Below are 16,795 nucleotides of genomic sequence, written 5' to 3'. Positions count from 1 at the left end.
GCTCACAAGCTGCACCGAGCAAGGAGATCTGGCACCTCTGCCGGGGTAGCGGCCACGGTGTCGGCCAGAGCCAGCTCCTCTGCGGGACCATAGCCCCATCCGGCGGCCAGACAGCGGACCCCGTTCGCACGAGCCGCATCGATATCGAAGATGCGGTCGCCGATCATCCAGGCCGCGTCAGCGCCAATTTTGCACTCGCGCAGCAACATGGCCAGCAGGTCCACTTTGTTGTGGCTCGCGTACTCGGCCCTGTCGCCGTAGATGGCGACGAACAGGCCGGTTAGCTCGAACGCATCCAGAATCCGCACCGCAAAGCGATGTTGCTTGGAGGTACACACGTACAACGGGAACCCCGCCGAGCGCAGTTGATCCAGCAACTCGCGAATCCCCTCATAGACTGAACCGTCCTTCCAGCCTTCGCGGTCGTAACAGCTACGGTAGTCGCGGACCAGGGCGGCGCGTGCATCTTCACTTCCATGCGGCAGCAGCTCGATCGCCCACTCTTCCACCGGAGGCCCGACAAAGCGATCCAGCGGGCCAGGGGCGTCCACGCCATGCGTGTCGAGCGCCTCGCGCAGGCAGCTCAGGATACCGGGCTTCGAATCCAGTATGGTGCCGTCAAGGTCGAAGATCAGTGCGGGCAATGGTTTGGACATACTCCCATTATCGCAATAGCGGGACTGTACGCGATTTCCGCCGTGCAAAGCCTGACGATTGTCTTCGATAGCCGAAGGACCCGCTCCCGGGCATCGTTCGACGGCAACAAATACAGTGTCGCTCTGGAGGTGCTTCTACGCGGTGTAGCTTCTCCCCAGGCCCAGCGCGGCCAATCCCTTGCGGTAAGTGATCGAGCTGCGATCCGCCGGGAAGTGCGCCTCCTCCTGAAGATTCAGGGGCAAGTCCTCCGGGAACTGACGCTCCACAATCGCGATATCCTCCGCGAAGACCTGGTAGTTGAAGTCGAGCGTCTCTTCGATGGGGGAGTCCTTATCGAAGTTGCGGCAGATGGGCACGAACAACCGCGTCTTGCGGGCCGAAACCGGCGACGCCGCGTTCATGATGTGGAGCCGGCCGCCTCCGGGAAACGTAACCGTCAGCTTCGCCGTAAACGGCAGGTAGACCTCGAAGCGCCGGTGCCACTGAAAGCCCGGCGGATTGAGGTGCTTGTAGGGATGGGAGTAGTTGCTGACCGAGCTGATGTAATCGGCGACGAAGCCACCCGCAGTCTTCGTTACTTTGTAGTCAGGAACCACAGGGTTGTCCGGCTCGCCGAAGCTCTCTCTGTGGACGAAAGCAAAGTGACTGACGTCGAGAAAGCCTTCCATCTGCCTACCCGCCGCTGCCTCGATGACAACGCTGTCGGGCAGCACCTGCAGATACTCCGGGTCGTCCCACTCCTTCATCTCGGGCAGAGGCAGCGGGCCGTTGTCCACCAGCCGCACCCAGACCAGCCCATACCGCTCCTGCGCCTGGTACATATCGAGCCGCAGCCGAGGCGAGATCGCGCCGCCGGGATGAGCGGGGATGCAGGTACACCGGCCCTCGCGGTCGTAGCGTAGTCCGTGGTATTTGCAGATGATTTCGTCGTCTTCGACGTGGCCGAGGCTCAACGGAACTCCCCGGTGGTAACAGATATCCCGCGCCGCCGCCACGGAACCATCGGAGAGCCGGTACACCACCACGCGCTCGTCGAGGAGCCGCGCGGCGTAAGGCTTGCCGGTCACCTCGTGCGAGAACGCGACCGGATACCAGAAGGGAGCGAGCGCCTGCCAATCCGCCTCTGTGAAGGTGCATCCACGAGGCATTCTGGCAGTGAGGGCTGCGTCAGAAGTTAGAAGCTCCGAAGCCGGAACGAAAGGAGTGGAGGTCGCCATGCGCCATTATGGCACTTCGTACCGTTCTTGGGGTACTTCGTACGGCCCTCGGGGCGGTATGGATGGGATTGCCGTCTGAGGACTGCCCGTTGGCTGGCGGAGAGCACTACAGAATCCGAGGTCAAGCCCCTACATGGACTCGCAGCAGTCCGGCAAAGATCCAGGGACACTTCTCCAAGATCCGAAACACAATGGCACGCAGACGCGGCGAGTTCCCCAGCAGCAGAAGAACACGGGACATCAAAGTAGGCAGGCGTTGAATGCGGCGATGGGCTTGGTGATAGCGAGCAAGGTCGCCAGCACGAATCGCCGAGACGAGGGCCGCAGCATAACGAAAGCTCAATGCCATACCCTCACCTGTCACCGTATCGACAGCTCCCGAAGCGTCGCCGACAAGAGCGATGCTCCCTGTGGCCACGCTCCGTAGGGTACGAATAACGGTGACAGCTCCCCGCGGAGTGCCCTTCCGCTCTGCACCACCGAGACGCTCCTCCAGCAGCGGAAATCCCCGCAGGGCCACCTCCGGACTCGCCAGCTTCCGGTCCGCGGTGAAAGCCACACATACCTCCGTCGCGGAGATCGGAGTCACATAGGCCTGCCCCCAATCACTCCAATACACTTCCACAAAATCACTCCAGGGAGCCACGCAGTAGTGCTGCCTCATGCAGAAGCGATGCGATGTAATGCGCGCTCCTTCGGCCAGGCCCGACCACTTGGCAATCTGCGATCGCAGCCCGTCCGCACCAACCAGATAACGGCAACGAAAGCTCTGGCGATTGGTGCAAACCACAACCCCATCGGGTCCAGGCTCGATCCCCTGAACGGATGTCGACCAACTGAAACCAACTCCCAACTGCACTGCACACTCAAGCAGAGCAGCATGAAGGACAGTGCGCCGTATCCCTCGCCCAGCCTCTGCCGGAAACGAGGCCTGCGCCGCGATATCGCCGCTGAGGAAACGAATCCCCTTCATCGAGGCGCACTGTGATGGATCAATAAATTTGTCCAAGTCGAACCCAAGTGCTGCAAGGGATTCCAGCGCATCCGGCATCAGACCTTCGCCGCACGCCTTGTCAATGGGCGGAGACATGCCATCGACCACCTCGACCTGCAAGCCCTGTCGCGCGGCAGCAATCGCACAGGCCAGACCGGCAGGACCCGCACCCACGATCAGAACCTCCGCATAGCCACCAGGCCCTGCGGATTCCGTCGCTGCCTCTTTCTCTGCGCTACGACCTCTCACTCTGAATGTACCCTCAGCTTGAGCCACCACGATCAGTACCGAACAGTTCGGTTCTATCCTATTTAAAGTCTATCTACCCAAGAGACACATTGAACACCTGCACCTGACGGTTCTGTGTTGGACTCATCCGGCAAGCAATCTGTCGTCAGGGATTCTTTCCCCTGCTAGTCACTTTCGAAAAGATGAACTCCTGCGCCAGCGCATTCACAATGCGCCCCCCGGTCGTCAGAAGAGCGCCCGTAAAGACAATGCCGGGGCCACGGTCTACCGTGGGATAGTACAGATTGTTAAGCGCGCCTGACGCGAGATCCCCGCCAACGCTCGAGAAGTTAAACTGTGGCCGCCCATTATCTCCACGCGCGATGAACGGCGCTGAGACCGCATGGATGACTCGAGACCTGGTCGTACCCGTTCCCTGGTAGAAGTATCTCGGATCTTGATGCAGCAGCGCGGGCAAAATCGCGCCACCGATCAGGATGTCGGAGGCTGCGCCCGCATAGGCCGCCCCAAAGCGTTGGCCATAGCCCTTCGCGCCTTGCACGTAATCAGGCTTTGAACCAGCGGCCTGATTGATGCCTGCGATCAGCGCAGCGCCAACTATGGTTGCCACATCGGTCGAAGCCTTCGTCGCCAGCTCGAACTTCATCTTTGCAGTCAACGGCACAAACTGCTTGTCGTAGGTCACATAGAAGTTAGGGATCACACCGAAGACGCGCTGCTTTTCTTCCGCCTTCACCTGCGCCAGCGCGATCTCTTCCGCCGATGCCGCGGTGACAGATGTCTGCACGGTCTGCACCACAAGCTTGATATCAGGAAGCTCAAGCAACTGCCCTGGCCGCAGCCGGAAGGGTGAGGAAGTCCACTCGGCAAAGCCCGGAGCATTTACGGTGACACGATAGCTGACTCCGGGATGAAGATCCGAGAAAGTGAAGGATGCTTCATCATTCGCGGATACGTCGCGATGATCGCCGGGTTCAGATCCGTCGACCGCGACGGATGCCCTCGGAATCGCCCCTCCGGTCGCATCCATCACTGTGCCGACTAGGCTCGCCGGCTGCGGCTGAGGAGCCTGCTCCAGTTGTCCATAAGCACAAGATGGTGCGGCTCCTGCAACTCCAATGACTATAAATAGACTAAGGTGCTTCAAGCTCACTCGATCGACTCCAGATGCAGTGCGGAAGTTGCAGCAATCAGTCCAGCCATAAGAGGCACACGGGCGCACGTGAGCTTGAATGGATTCATACAAGAATCTCCTGGTGCAGGGTTGGAATATTGCTTGCGCCTCCAATGAAAAGGCAGGCTAAACTATGTACCGAACGGTTCGGTCCCTCATCTATAGACGCAGTCGATTCGAAAACGATGGTTTATTTTTGTGAGCAGGAGTCCTCAATCAATGCCTAGAAAGATCACGGCACATCCGGCCGATAGAGCCGACGTTCTCACCGAGCGATTACTCGATGTCGCCACGAAGTTCTTCATGGAAAAGGGGTTCGAAGGAGCCAGCGTCACTCAGATCGCCCGGGAGGCTCGTGCCTCCAAGGAGTCTTTCTACAGCCGCTACCCCACCAAAGAGGAACTCTTCCGGGCAGTTATCCGCCGCAGGACGGACCAGATGGCCGCCCAGGCAGTGGCAATTCTTAGTCCGGCGCTCCCTCCTGAGGAGGCGCTCACAACATTTGGAGAGATCTTTCTGGAGCGTCTGCTGACCGGAGAGATCACCGAGCTTCGACGCATTCTCTGGACGGAGTGGCAACGCATCCCGGAGCTGGTCAAGATGTTCTATGACCTTGGCCCCGCCCGCGGGACGCTCGTGTTGGCAAAGTATCTCGAGTGCCAGGCGGCCAAAGGCACTCTCGCTCCACTCGACTCACAACTGGCCGCGCGACAGTTCACCGATCTCCTCGCGGCCGAGTTGATAACGCGCGCGGCCTATGGGATCTTTCCAGAGCCCACAAAAAGAGAAAAGAAGAAGAAGGTTCAGGATAGCGTCGACTTCTTCCTTCGCGCATATCAACCAGGCAAGCGCGCATCGCAACAGGCAAGCCTCCGCTCCTCCCAACGAGCCTCGTTACGGAATGGATAGACAGGATAAATCGCCCTTTGTACAAAGAGGTCGTATGCGATCCCTGAATGGATGAGCATATCGGGGCCTACGTAAATATGTGGCCTGCGACTTATACGTATTTCATAAGAACGGATGCGGAAAGCATTCAAGATCGACATCCGTGCGAGAGATGCAAACAATTTCCGATCTCTCATCGCGTGCCGAGGATCGTACGATCTCTTGTTAGTTTGATGCAGAAATAAAGACCCTTACGGCTCGACAAATGCAATAAGTCTATTGTCCTCCACGCCGAAACCAGACCATCTTGCAATTCGAACTACGGGGACTATCCGTTGTCCATTGCGGCCTACACCCGAAGCAGCAGGTGGACTTGCACAATGCAGCACGACCCGGAGGAAATTGTTGACATCCGGCTTCTGGAAAGCATAAAGTTTGCGACGCCTATAAAAGATAGGCGGAAGCGGCGACCAAAGTCCGCTCCGGATGCAAGCGGGCTCTTAGGAGATTTGGCGATGAATCAGTTCCGCATTGAGTTGGCAGGTCGTCGTTACGCCATAGCTTTAACGTATTCTCTTACAGTCGCCTTATCAGCTATGCTGATGATTTTTGCGTCAAACGCAGGCGCTCAAGTTCTGTACGGGACCCTCACAGGAAATATTACTGACTCCTCAGGAGCGGTCGTTCCTTCGGCTAACGTGATCGCTCTGAACACCGGAACCGGTGCCAGCAGAACAGTGACCACCAACTCGGATGGAATCTATACCTTCGAAAATCTACAGCCCGGCCAGTACACACTATCGGTTACGGTAACCGGCTTCGCGCCCCACACAGCGGAAGGGATCAAGATCAGTCCGAACCAGACCACTCGCGTTAACAGCGTCCTTTCGGTGGGAACGGCGGTTCAACAGATCCAGGTCACAAGCGGAGCCGCTCCCCTTCAGACAGACAAGGCCGACGTGAACTATGAGCTTGCATCCGTGGTTCTGACCGAGTTGCCGACGACCAGTAGTGAGGGACGCAGCTTCCAGTCCCTGCTTAAGCTGGTTCCGGGTAACTCACCTCCGTCGGAGCAGAACTCCTCTGCCGGCAACCCGATGCGCGCGCAAGCGATCAATGCGAACGGCATTTCGTGGGTGGCGAACAGCACACGCGTGGATGGATCTACGGTCGCGTACCCCTGGCTGCCTTATCTGATCTCTTATGTTCCCGCGCAGGACTCTATCGAAAGCGTCAACATCGTGACCAACAGCTTTACCGCGGACCAGGGCACTGCTGGCGGAAGCGTAACCAATGTCACGATCAAGAGCGGCACCAATCACTTCCATGGCAGCGCCTGGGAGTACACCAGCAACAACCACTTCAACGCGAACAGCTACTTCACCACGACGCCCAGCCCAAAGAATCTTTATAACGAGTACGGCGGCGATCTCGGCGGTCCGATCATCAAGGACAAGCTCTTCTTCTTCGGAGACTTTGACCGCACCACACGTCGCCAGCACATCTCTGGCTTCCAGACCATTCCTACGCCCGAGATGATCGTCGGTGACTTCAGCAACATTCCGGGAATCGCCATCTTCGATCCCGCCACTGGAACGATTCCGAATGCGGCGAATGGGACTCCGGTGGGACGAACAACATTTCCCAATAATAAGATCCCGACAGGAAGGCTGGACCCTGCAACGCAGAAGCTGCTCGCTCTGCTTCCGGCTGTGAACAACTGCGCAAGCCCTTGCACCAACCCCGTGAACGACTATTTGGGCGCAGGGGCGTTCGCTTACAGCCTGAATAAAGCCGACGTGAAAATAAACTATGTGCCCAACCAAAAGGATCAGGTCTTCGGCCGGTACAGCATTGCGCCCTACACAATCAACGATCCGAACGCCCTGGCCGGTGCAGGTGGTGGCACCTTCGACGGCGGGCAGCAGGGATCTTCGAGCGGACGTGTGCAGAATGTCGGATTGGGTGTTTCGCACGTCTTCACCCAGAATCTTGTCCTCGATGCTAACGCTGGCTTTGGTCGCGCACATCTTGGTGCCGAGGCGCAGGACATCAACTCCAACTTCGGATTGGATACACTCAATATCCCAGGCACGAACGGGCCTATTCTCTTCGACGGTGGGCAACCTGCCTTTATCTTCAGCGGCAGTTCTGCAGCAGGCTTCGGTTCAGGTGGTGGCTCCAGCAACAGCACCTTCTCGAGTCTCGGCAACCCCAACTCAGGTAGCCCGTTCATCTTCCGGGATAACCAATACGTTGGTAATACGAATCTCTCGTGGAACCGAGGAAAGCACCAGATGCGGTTTGGTGGCGAGTACACGCACTCAGCCATCAATCACTTCCAGCCTCAATCCACCGTCAATTCGAATCTGACTCCGCGCGGTTCGTTCATATTCTCGGGCGGCGTTACAAGTGCGCCAGGTACGAATGCGACGCTCTTCAATATTCTGGCCGATGCTTTGCTGGGGCTACCCCAGAACTACGGCAAGACAGTGCAGACGTTGAACCCGAACGCACTTCGTTTTTCGACCTTTGCATTCTATGCACAGGACCAGTGGCAACTGACTCCAAAGCTGACAGTGACCTTCGGAGCTCGCTATGAGTACTATCCCTTTGCTACGCGTGACCACGAAGGAGTCTTCCGCTTTGACCCGTCGCTTGGCAGGACGAACAATGTAATCGCAGGTGGTATCAGTGGCAACCCGACGGATACCGGCGAGCAGATCGGCTGGGGACGAATCGTACCCCGCGCTGGTCTGGCCTATCGCATCTCTGACAAGACAGTGATTCGCGCGGGCGGCGGTCAGACGGTTGATCCTGAGAACTTCCGCACGCTTCGCGATACGTATGGTGCTGTAACCGCGCTGAACGTCACGGGTACCAGTGCCTACAACACGGCGAACTGCCTGCAGGCACAGGACGCTCAAAACTATGTAGGTGGATGTTCGCAGGTAGGCATCCCGGAGATTGCAACCCCCGACTTCAGCTCAGGGTTCCTGACACTACCTACCAATCAATCCACTAATACCGTGCCGAAAAACTTCCGTCGTGGCTACATCAACACGTGGAACCTGGCGATTCAGCAGGATCTCGGTGCCGGCTTCATCATGAACATCGGCTACGTCGGCACCTCGGCAGTGCGCATTACGGCAAGCGTCAACATCAATGCGGCGTCGGCTCCAGGCGTTGGCAACGCGGGGCGCCAACTGGCTAACATTACCGGCGGAACGGCCGACATCAACTCCGATCAGCCCTTCAAGGGATCCAACTATAACGGGTTACAGACGCAACTGACTCGCCGCGTGGGGAAGGGTATACAGACCGGTCTCATCTACACCTGGTCGAAGGCTATCGACTACGACGACAACGGAACTTACGGAACAGTCTTCTTCCAATCGCCCGCCTACTGGAATCGCAACCGTGGATTGGCGGGTTATGACCGTACGAACAACCTGCAATGGTGGACCGTGTCGCAGTCTCCATTCGGACGCAATGGCCATTATCTGACGCAAGGCTTCGCCGGCAAGGTGCTGGGTGGATGGACGCTCGATACCTCGCTGAGCAAGGTGAGTGGAACGCCGTTTACGATTATGGACTCAGGCACCTTTCTCAACTCTCCAGGCAACACGCAGGTGGCGGACCAAGTCAAGCCGAGCGTAGCTATCGGAAAGATCCACGCTCGCGGCAATGGTTCGACGACGGGCTTGACGCCTTATTTCGATACGAGCGCATTCAGCCCAGTGCAGACAGACGCGGGTGCGGGTCCTGCTCGCTTTGGAACCGCTGGTCGCAATACGCTCCGTGGACCTGGCTTCTTCAACCTGGATGCAGGAGTCTCGCGCAACTTCCCGATATACAACAGCCTGATCTTTCAACTTCGGGCGGAGTCTTTCAACGTAACCAATACACCTGCGTTTGCAAACCCGGCGAACAACATCTCATCGCCGACCAGCTTTGGATACAGCACGGGTCTGGCGGCGAATACCACCGGCAGAGGCGTCAATCTGGTGGGACGAATTAATTTCTAATGGACATGCACCGCTCAACGGCGAAGGGAGCTTCTCAGGAAGCTCCCTTCGTTTAATACTTACCTCATCACCGACTGCTGACGTGCTCGCACGAGAAGTCAGCCTGGCCATCGCCGAACTCGCATCTTACCCTTCACTAAACGCGCTGGTAAGACAGGTATATTTGCGCTGTCAGCTTGATATCCGATTTATAGGAAGTCTGCTATTCCCGGTAGCGTTCCGCATCCTTCTTTCGATTCAGCCCGGTGTAGATCTGCACGAGGTCTAGCTTCGCCGCCTTAAGGAAATTGTTTGCCGGATTCACCAGACCCAACAGCGTTTCATAACCACGCAGTGTCTCCACCTCTGCTTCCTCGTAGCGTCTCTGCCGCAGCAGGGCTCGGCCGAGCTTGAGATGCGCGATGCCGGTGTGGTTCTCGTGCACAGTTGCGACGAAGACCTGTAGCGCTTCCCGATACATACGTTCAGCATTCACATACTGCTTCTTGCCCATGAAGACGCTTCCCAGGTTCGAGAGTCCCACACCAATGAACTGATGCTCATTGCCATAGATCTTTCGCCAGATTGATAGCGCCTCGCTGAAGTGCGCCTCGGCATCGTCATAGGCATCTTCCATGGTCTCCATCGTCGCCAGTTCGTTCAGCGCGGAGGCCACAGAAAGGTGGCCGTGGATCGCCTGCTCGATATCGAGCAGCATAGGCGTCCGGCACGTCGCTGTGTCGCTGCAGCTCCAATGCTTCGCTCAACACATTGGCGGCCTCGGAGTAATTTCCCTTTGCCTCGAGCACACTGCCGAGTCCCATCAACGCCTTTGCAGAGACAGGCCGCAACCCTCGCTCTGCTTCGGGTGAAATGCTGCGGCTGACCTCCAGTGCCTGCCGTGTGAGGCGCTCGGTCTCGTCCAGCTTTGCCTCATCACTCCGCAACAGGCCAAGTTCCACGAGGGTTAGTTATAAGATCTATTTCGTCTCTCATCTCGATCTGTGTACCGCATCACCTTCTAAATTACCTTACTCGAATACGGGAGCATAGACACAATAGCCGCGCGGAGGAGCAGGAAACTCCGAATTGCCGTCTCCGTCGGTCGTTCTCTCATCTGGATAAGCGTCATCCTTTCCATCCCAGGCCACCGGTTTAAATTTCCGATTCGCCCACTTCGTCTTTACGGATGTTCCGCTCCATTGATTGCCAAGGTTATTCAGTACATAGATCAACCCGCTCTGTGATTCATTGCCGCCCCGCTGCGAGATATATAGGTCGGGGTCTGCATGAAGGATGCAGTTCTCACCACCGGCGTAAGCGTGATGGGCCGCTATCAGAGCGTCGATTCCATGTGGCGTTCCCGGACGTGCCAGTGCGCAGTTATAGTAATCCCACCAAAACACGCATGGATATCCGTCCTGCGTCAGGATGAATGAGTAGCCAAGCATCTTATCGTTCACTACCTCATTACCACCCATGTCGTGATTTTCAGTGAATGTGACCGCATTGAACGGACGCGCCGCCGAAACCGATCCTCCGTCCGTCAAGTTCCGAAGATCATAATTTGGTGTATCGCAAACATCCTTCAACTTGTAACGAAGAGGAAAATCAAAGGCCGCCATCTGACCATCTGTAATCTTTGCTACATCATCGAGCCAGCCTCCGATGTCGTCAGGGCCGGACCAGTACTCCCCTACAACGAAAGGAACGAACTCTCGTCCATCCTTTTTCTGATACTGATACTTTGCGAGCAGGCCAATCATCCATGTGCCAAAACCCTTCACAAAATCAAAGCGAAATCCGTCGAAATCCAAGTCTTCAATGATGAGTCGAGCATACTCAAACATCGCGGTATACACACTCGGATTGCGATGACAGAGGTGGGGAAATCCGGCGAACTTCTCTCCTTCAATCATCGTGCGCTCATAGCGGCTGGGGTGAAAACTGTTCCAATCACGCGAGAATCTTCCGCTTGCCGGATTGAACTTCGTCCATCGGCTCTTGCCGTCGAGTGGATTCACTTCCTCCGCGTCCGCACCTGAGTTGTGATTGATGACCATGTCAGCAATCGCACCCATGCCATTTTCATGGATCGTGGCGATCAACCGACGTAGCTCCGCTTCATTTCCATATACAGTTTTGATCGACCCTTTCTGATCCAGGTCGCCCAGGTCAAAGTAATCGTAGGGATCATACCCCATGGAGTTAGCGTCAGCGGCCTTCGAGATCGGGGGGAGCCAAATGGCATCGAAGCCCGCGCCCTGCTTACCTAACTTTGCGATCTCTCCATTGAGATAGTTCCACCACTCACCTTTTTTCTCTTCTTTGACTGCGCAGTCCCAATAAAATCCTTGCATCATTACTGCCATCGTTCGCTCTCCTCCGCTGTATCAGAAAATCGTGAGAGTTGATCTAAACCTCGGCGAGTATCTGAGATATAGGCAAGGCCAACAAGAATGTGGTTCCGGTTTTGCCTGGAGCAATAACTGAGACTCTGCATCTCCATATTCTGGATGACTGTGGATACATCCCCCGGATCCTACCTGGTGAGGTAAACGAGATTCATAAGAGCTTACAGAGGATTATTAACTTCGTGCATGACCGCACCAGCATGGCGGCTGGCCACGGTCAGACGTTCACAACGTTGTGTTGTAGAGCTTCTCCCACGGTTCGCAGACGTTCTAGCAGTTTCGCGTTTATAACGTTCACTGCACTCAGATTGACCTAAATTAATAACGCCCCGATAACCCTGAACTGACGCAAGGCTATCGACATCTGATGTTCCGTTTGAGCAATAAGTTGGCTTTGCCTTTGGAGGTCACCGGCTTCCTCTTTCCGATGCGTCGTCGCTCAGGACTTAGAAGTTTCCTGAGGCAAAGCCCTTCAACACAAGGCTGTCCAAGCTTAGACTCGTCACCAGACGTTTCAGCTTCGCGTTCTCCTTGCTCGGGCTGGTACTTCTTGCCTCGTCCCATATGTTCTCCTTGCCAGAACATGCTTCACCTCAATTTGATTGCAGTAAATAGATCGCCCATGGCCGCGTGGAATCTACGTCACGGACGAATATGACGTATTTACTACCGAGCCGTCCGGCGATTGCAACGGTCGAATGAAATAAGTTTTGGTTGCGGTATTTGCGGCGTACTTGGCTCCGAATTAAACAGTGGCTTTGGGAAATATGCCATTGCTTGCAGGGTCTTGGGTCCCTAGGTCGACGGCAAGGTCACAGTTTCCAAATCCACCCGTCGCATGAGGGATCGTCGTTAGTGAAGTCTCCGCCATAGATCAACGTGCTGCTTTCAGCAGCGACGGATGCGCAGTTTGAAGAAACGTCAGAAAATCCGAAAGACGCCAGATGGGACGTCCGGCCGTTAGGAATAGACGACGAGGATTCTGAGTAGGCTCCGGCACCATAGACGAAACCGGGGTATTGAGCTTGAAGGATAGTGCCAATATCAACTGCACTCTGCAGTGCTTCGATATTCCCGCAGCGCCGGTGTCGGCACCGAGGGTATTGTCGTAAAACAAGCCGGGGGACGTACCTGGGCGGCGTCTCCTGCTCCATTGCTTTCCACGAGCAGACCAGTGGTTCCAATTCCGATCAGTGCTTGCGGAGGAGTTCCTAAAGGTAAGTCCGCACGGGGCAGCAAAAGCCCTGGGCTTGAGAAGCAGAGGCCCGACATTGTTCCCTCCTGACTGCACGAACGGTTTTTCAACCTTCGCGCTGCCAATGACATCCAGACGACCGCTAAGCGGGAGGCGCAAAGCCGGGTGGTGGATGTTCTTCTGGACCGCTCTATGAAGGTGGAAAGTGCTGCGGAAAGTGCAGCATGAGAACCGACGTGTCGAAAGCGTATCGCGCGCTTTTGACAATTTCTGCTAAGTCGTTGGATTTATTGGTGGACCTGATCGGGATCGAACCGATGACCTCTTCCATGCCATGAAAGCGTTCAGACGCTAAGGTATAGACGGCAAAGGCGTTATAAATCGGAAAAATTGCAAAAACCGCATCAGTCGGCGCTCTTTGCGACAAGAATGCGACAAACTTTTCACCAAGCGGAGCGTGGGCTGGACCGTGGGGGGACAGCCCAAAATTCATTTTTCGGGTTCCATCGGTGTTATTTAGTCTGAAAAGAGAGAGCATGACCATGCATAACTATAACGACGTGCCCGCCAATATTGGCCTTTACACCAAACAACTTTGGCGGCTGTGTCAGCCGCATGAATCGGATTGTTGAAACGCCGGGTGCGGTGACTGGGCCTTGCGGATTTGGTGACTCTCATCACAGGGATGAAGAGCGAGGCCGCGGAACAGGTGCGGATGGAAGGGTGGCGATAGATGACCCGGAGCAACACCAGATAGTCACCCACAGTTGAGGAGGACCATGAGTACGGACACCGCGAGATTCTACGATGATTTGGCGGAACACTATCATTTGATCTTTGAGAATTGGGGTCGTTCGATTGAACGGCAGGCAGGTGCGCTCGGGCCGTTGCTCGAAAATAAGCTGGCTCGAGGCCCTCTAAAGATACTTGACTGTGCCTGTGGGATCGGCACCCAGGCCATCGGGATTGCCCAACGCGGTCATACGGTCGTTGCCACTGATCTGAGCAGTGCGGCAATAAGGCGAGCTGCCCGTGAAGCGCGCAAGTTGGGCTTGGATATCAAATTCCATGTGGCCGACATGCGAGATCTTTCCGCTCTGCCCAAGTCAGAGTTCGACGCAGTACTGGTTGGGGATAATTCTCTGCCTCATCTGTTGTCCGATGAGGATTTGAGCCAGGCGCTAGAGAATATTTCCATTCGACTAAAGCCCGGAGGTGTCCTGCTCGCCACGATTCGCGACTATGACAGCCTGCTATCCACCCGTCCATCCTTTCAAGGCCCCACTTTTTATTCAGAGAATGAGACTCGGCGCATTGTTCATCAGGTGTGGGACTGGGATGGGAACCAATACGAAGTTCATCTATACCTAACCTGGAACTCAGTCTCACTCTGGACAAGCAAGCATTATGCCTCTCGATATCGCGCCATAACGCGGGCCGAGCTTACCCAAGGTCTTGAATCACACGGCTTCAAAGAAATCGAATGGCTGATGCCAGAAGCTACAACGTTCTATCAACCGATCGTGCTCGCCCGCAAAGAAGACAACTCTGCGGTCGAATCTGCTTGACATGGGCGGGCCTTCTCATGGAGGGCCGCAGCATTTCTCAGGATTCATCCCAAGTCCCTCCAGCGGATGGCGCGAAGGGGTGAAATCAGGGGCCGCCAGCTTGGAAAGCTCTGGCGATTTCGAGCTTCCGCCCTCGTCAGGTACGTTCCAGTGGATGCTGCCTCATAGGTCCAGTTGTCGGCGGCGCAGGGGCAGCCTTCCATGAGACAGGCCTCGTCGATAGGGTGAACCCATCCATTTGTCAGCAGTCGCTTATCCTGTAGAAAGACCCGCAGAAAAGGTACCCCAGAATGTTCGAACACGCTTTTAAGAAGATCGACGACATCCTCCGCAAAGATGCCGGTGTATCGTCTGAACTTGATTACATTGAGCAGACCTCATGGCTGCTTTTTCTCAAATACCTTGACGCCCTCGAACAGGATCGCGCACAGATTGCCGAATTGCACGGCCAGCCGCACACATTTCTACTTGACAAACCCTACCGCTGGCATACATGGGCCACGCCCCTCAATGCAAGCGGTACTCTTGACCACAACAACGCCCTAATCGGCGACGACCTTCGGGACTTTGTTGACCTGAAGCTCTTCCCCTACCTGAAGGGCTTCAAACAGCGCGCAGATCGTCCCGACACTATTGAGTACAAAGTCGGCGAAATCTTCGGGGAACTCAAGAACAAGTTTCAGTCCGGCTACAATCTCCGCGAGGTCATCGAACTCGTCGATACCCTTCGCTTCAATTCTCAGACCGAAAAGCATGAACTTTCCGACCTCTATGAGGCCAAGATTCGCTCAATGGGTAACGCCGGACGGAACGGCGGCGAGTACTATACTCCGCGCCCACTCATCCGTGCCATGCTTGCCGTCGTCAAGCCGCGAATCGGCGAAACGATCTACGACGGGGCCTTGGGTTCCGCTGGCTTCCTTTGCGAGTCATTCGAGCGCCTCAATCGGGATGCAAAGAACGTCGCCAACCGCAAAAAGCTCCAGACCAGCACCTTTTACGGCCAGGAGAAGAAGCCTCTCGCCTATGTAATTGGGTTGATGAACATGATCCTCCACGGCATCGAGGCTCCCAACATCATCCATACGAATACGCTGGAGCTAAACAATAACGACATACAGGAGAAGGATCGCCACGATGTAATCCTTGCAAATCCGCCATTCGGCGGTCGCGAGCGCACCGAAGTTCAGCAGAACTTCCCCATCAAGACATCTGAAACGGCGTTTCTCTTCCTTCAGCACTTCATCCGTAAGCTCCGTGCCGGTGGACGCGCTGGCATCGTCATTAAAAACACGTTCCTCTCGAACACGGATAATGCGAGCGTCTCCCTCCGCAAGCTTCTCCTGGAATCGTGCGACCTGCACACGATCCTCGACTGCCCCGGCGGCACCTTCCAGGGCGCGGGTGTGAAGACGGTTGTGCTGTTCTTCACCAAGGGTTCTGCAACGCGGAGGGTTTGGTTCTACCAACTGAACCCCGGCCGCAATCTCGGCAAAACGAATCCGCTAAACGATGCCGATCTGGCCGACTTCATCTCGCAACAGGCGACGTTCGCTGACTCGGCGCAGTCATGGTCGATTGAAGTAAGCGGCATCGACAAGAAGACCTTCGACCTCTCTGTCAAGAACCCGAACGGCAATGATGAGATCGTCCATCGCTCCCCGCAGGAGATACTGGACGAGATCGCCGCCCTCGACCTCGAAAGCGCCGAAATCCTCCAGAGCATCCGAGGTCTGCTATGAACAAACTCAAAAGGCCAGTTCCGCTGTATGAGGACATCCGTGCGCTGGTCCTGTCGGCCCGTCAGACCATCGCCCGTGGCGTTGACCTACTCCAGGTTCATACCAACTACGAGATTGGTCGCCGCATCTTTGAGCAGGAGCAGCATGGTGCTGACCGTGCCGAATACGGAAAGGAACTACTCAACGAGCTTGCTGCCCGTCTGACGGCGGAGTTCGGCGCGGGCTTTTCACGAACTAACCTTGCGTCAATGCGCCAGTTTTACGTTGCCTACCCGGATCGGGTCTCACGAATTGTCCAGACAGTGTCTGGACAATTGAAAGTGGGAGCGATTCCCCAGACATTGTCTGGGGAATTGCCAGTATCCCCAATCGTCCAGACGCTGTCTGGACAATCGCTCGATCCCGGCACTCAACCGCAGCCCGCCTTTACACTGAGCTGGTCGCATTACGTCTTCCTCATGGGTCTGAAAGAGGCCGAGCGCAGCTTCTATGAGATTGAGGCCACCCAGCAGGGCTGGACGCTGCGGGAATTGAAGCGACAGTTCAATGCCGGTCTCTATGAGCGTCTTGCTCTGAGCCGGGACAAGGATTCGATCCGGGAGCTTGCACGCAATGCGATGTCTCCTCGCCAGTTTCTATATCCATCCGTGCTCCCTCGCTACATCTGATAATGAACATTAGCAGATCTAT

At 55.9% G+C, this 16,795-nt stretch carries 12 protein-coding genes; 5 read left to right on the top strand and 7 right to left on the bottom strand.

The window, feature by feature from the left end:
* Positions 1-2: 2 nt before the first annotated feature.
* The 4 genes from FTO74_RS05020 to FTO74_RS05005 all read right to left on the bottom strand — a co-directional run bounded on the left by FTO74_RS05020 (position 3) and on the right by FTO74_RS05005 (position 4,270).
* Entirely contained in the window at positions 3-656 is a 654-nt protein-coding gene (locus tag FTO74_RS05020; RefSeq protein WP_162537158.1) for an HAD hydrolase-like protein, read from the bottom strand.
* A gap of 135 nt (positions 657-791) precedes the next feature.
* Complete coding sequence (locus FTO74_RS05015) at positions 792-1,805, bottom strand: aromatic ring-hydroxylating dioxygenase subunit alpha (RefSeq protein WP_255462506.1); 1,014 nt, start codon at positions 1,803-1,805, stop codon at positions 792-794.
* A gap of 190 nt (positions 1,806-1,995) precedes the next feature.
* Entirely contained in the window at positions 1,996-3,117 is a 1,122-nt protein-coding gene (locus tag FTO74_RS05010) for an NAD(P)/FAD-dependent oxidoreductase (RefSeq protein WP_255462505.1), read from the bottom strand.
* A gap of 145 nt (positions 3,118-3,262) precedes the next feature.
* A complete protein-coding gene (locus tag FTO74_RS05005; RefSeq protein WP_255462504.1) occupies positions 3,263-4,270 on the bottom strand; it encodes a carboxypeptidase-like regulatory domain-containing protein in 1,008 nt (335 codons plus the stop codon).
* Between the two features lie 240 nt (positions 4,271-4,510).
* Between FTO74_RS05005 and FTO74_RS05000 the strand changes: the two genes are divergently transcribed.
* Together FTO74_RS05000 and FTO74_RS04995 are read left to right on the top strand one after the other, a co-directional pair.
* Complete coding sequence (locus tag FTO74_RS05000) at positions 4,511-5,200, top strand: TetR/AcrR family transcriptional regulator (RefSeq protein ID WP_162537154.1); 690 nt, start codon at positions 4,511-4,513, stop codon at positions 5,198-5,200.
* A gap of 575 nt (positions 5,201-5,775) precedes the next feature.
* Positions 5,776-9,207, top strand: coding sequence for a TonB-dependent receptor (locus FTO74_RS04995; RefSeq protein ID WP_162537153.1), 3,432 nt, complete (start codon positions 5,776-5,778; stop codon positions 9,205-9,207).
* Between the two features lie 202 nt (positions 9,208-9,409).
* Here the strand turns inward: FTO74_RS04995 and FTO74_RS04990 are convergent, their stop codons facing one another.
* From FTO74_RS04990 to FTO74_RS04980, 3 genes are all read right to left on the bottom strand, one after another.
* A complete protein-coding gene (locus tag FTO74_RS04990; RefSeq protein WP_162537152.1) occupies positions 9,410-9,904 on the bottom strand; it encodes a tetratricopeptide repeat protein in 495 nt (164 codons plus the stop codon).
* 313 nt (positions 9,905-10,217) lie between these two features.
* Complete coding sequence (locus FTO74_RS04985; RefSeq protein ID WP_162537151.1) at positions 10,218-11,558, bottom strand: alpha-amylase domain-containing protein; 1,341 nt, start codon at positions 11,556-11,558, stop codon at positions 10,218-10,220.
* A 1,427-nt stretch (positions 11,559-12,985) separates the two neighbouring features.
* Complete coding sequence (locus tag FTO74_RS04980; RefSeq protein ID WP_162537150.1) at positions 12,986-13,339, bottom strand: hypothetical protein; 354 nt, start codon at positions 13,337-13,339, stop codon at positions 12,986-12,988.
* 235 nt (positions 13,340-13,574) lie between these two features.
* On the opposite strand from FTO74_RS04980, the gene FTO74_RS04975 reads away from it, so the two are divergent.
* From FTO74_RS04975 to FTO74_RS04960, 3 genes are all read left to right on the top strand, one after another.
* Positions 13,575-14,363, top strand: coding sequence for a class I SAM-dependent methyltransferase (locus FTO74_RS04975; RefSeq protein ID WP_162537149.1), 789 nt, complete (start codon positions 13,575-13,577; stop codon positions 14,361-14,363).
* A 290-nt stretch (positions 14,364-14,653) separates the two neighbouring features.
* Positions 14,654-16,105: an N-6 DNA methylase gene (locus tag FTO74_RS04965; RefSeq protein WP_162537148.1), complete on the top strand. Its 1,452-nt coding sequence runs from the start codon at positions 14,654-14,656 to the stop codon at positions 16,103-16,105.
* Complete coding sequence (locus tag FTO74_RS04960; protein WP_162537147.1) at positions 16,102-16,773, top strand: DUF1016 N-terminal domain-containing protein; 672 nt, start codon at positions 16,102-16,104, stop codon at positions 16,771-16,773. Before FTO74_RS04965 ends, FTO74_RS04960 begins: the two co-directional genes overlap by 4 nt.
* Positions 16,774-16,795 lie beyond the last annotated feature (22 nt).

The sequence above is a fragment of the Granulicella sp. WH15 genome (assembly GCF_009914315.1).
Classification (GTDB): domain Bacteria; phylum Acidobacteriota; class Terriglobia; order Terriglobales; family Acidobacteriaceae; genus Edaphobacter.
This window is presented reverse-complemented; position numbering and strand designations above follow the sequence as displayed.

What these genes read in the sequence shown, in the direction of transcription:
- FTO74_RS05020 (WP_162537158.1), bottom strand. Translation starts at nt 656, where the DNA reads ATGTCCAAACCATTGCCCGCACTGATCTTCGACCTTGACGGCACCATA.
- FTO74_RS05015 (WP_255462506.1), bottom strand. Translation starts at nt 1,805, where the DNA reads ATGCCTCGTGGATGCACCTTCACAGAGGCGGATTGGCAGGCGCTCGCT.
- FTO74_RS05000 (WP_162537154.1), top strand. Translation starts at nt 4,511, where the DNA reads ATGCCTAGAAAGATCACGGCACATCCGGCCGATAGAGCCGACGTTCTC.
- FTO74_RS04995 (WP_162537153.1), top strand. Translation starts at nt 5,776, where the DNA reads ATGCTGATGATTTTTGCGTCAAACGCAGGCGCTCAAGTTCTGTACGGG.
- FTO74_RS04990 (WP_162537152.1), bottom strand. Translation starts at nt 9,904, where the DNA reads ATGCTGCTCGATATCGAGCAGGCGATCCACGGCCACCTTTCTGTGGCC.
- FTO74_RS04985 (WP_162537151.1), bottom strand. Translation starts at nt 11,558, where the DNA reads ATGGCAGTAATGATGCAAGGATTTTATTGGGACTGCGCAGTCAAAGAA.
- FTO74_RS04980 (WP_162537150.1), bottom strand. Translation starts at nt 13,339, where the DNA reads ATGGTCATGCTCTCTCTTTTCAGACTAAATAACACCGATGGAACCCGA.
- FTO74_RS04975 (WP_162537149.1), top strand. Translation starts at nt 13,575, where the DNA reads ATGAGTACGGACACCGCGAGATTCTACGATGATTTGGCGGAACACTAT.
- FTO74_RS04965 (WP_162537148.1), top strand. Translation starts at nt 14,654, where the DNA reads ATGTTCGAACACGCTTTTAAGAAGATCGACGACATCCTCCGCAAAGAT.
- FTO74_RS04960 (WP_162537147.1), top strand. Translation starts at nt 16,102, where the DNA reads ATGAACAAACTCAAAAGGCCAGTTCCGCTGTATGAGGACATCCGTGCG.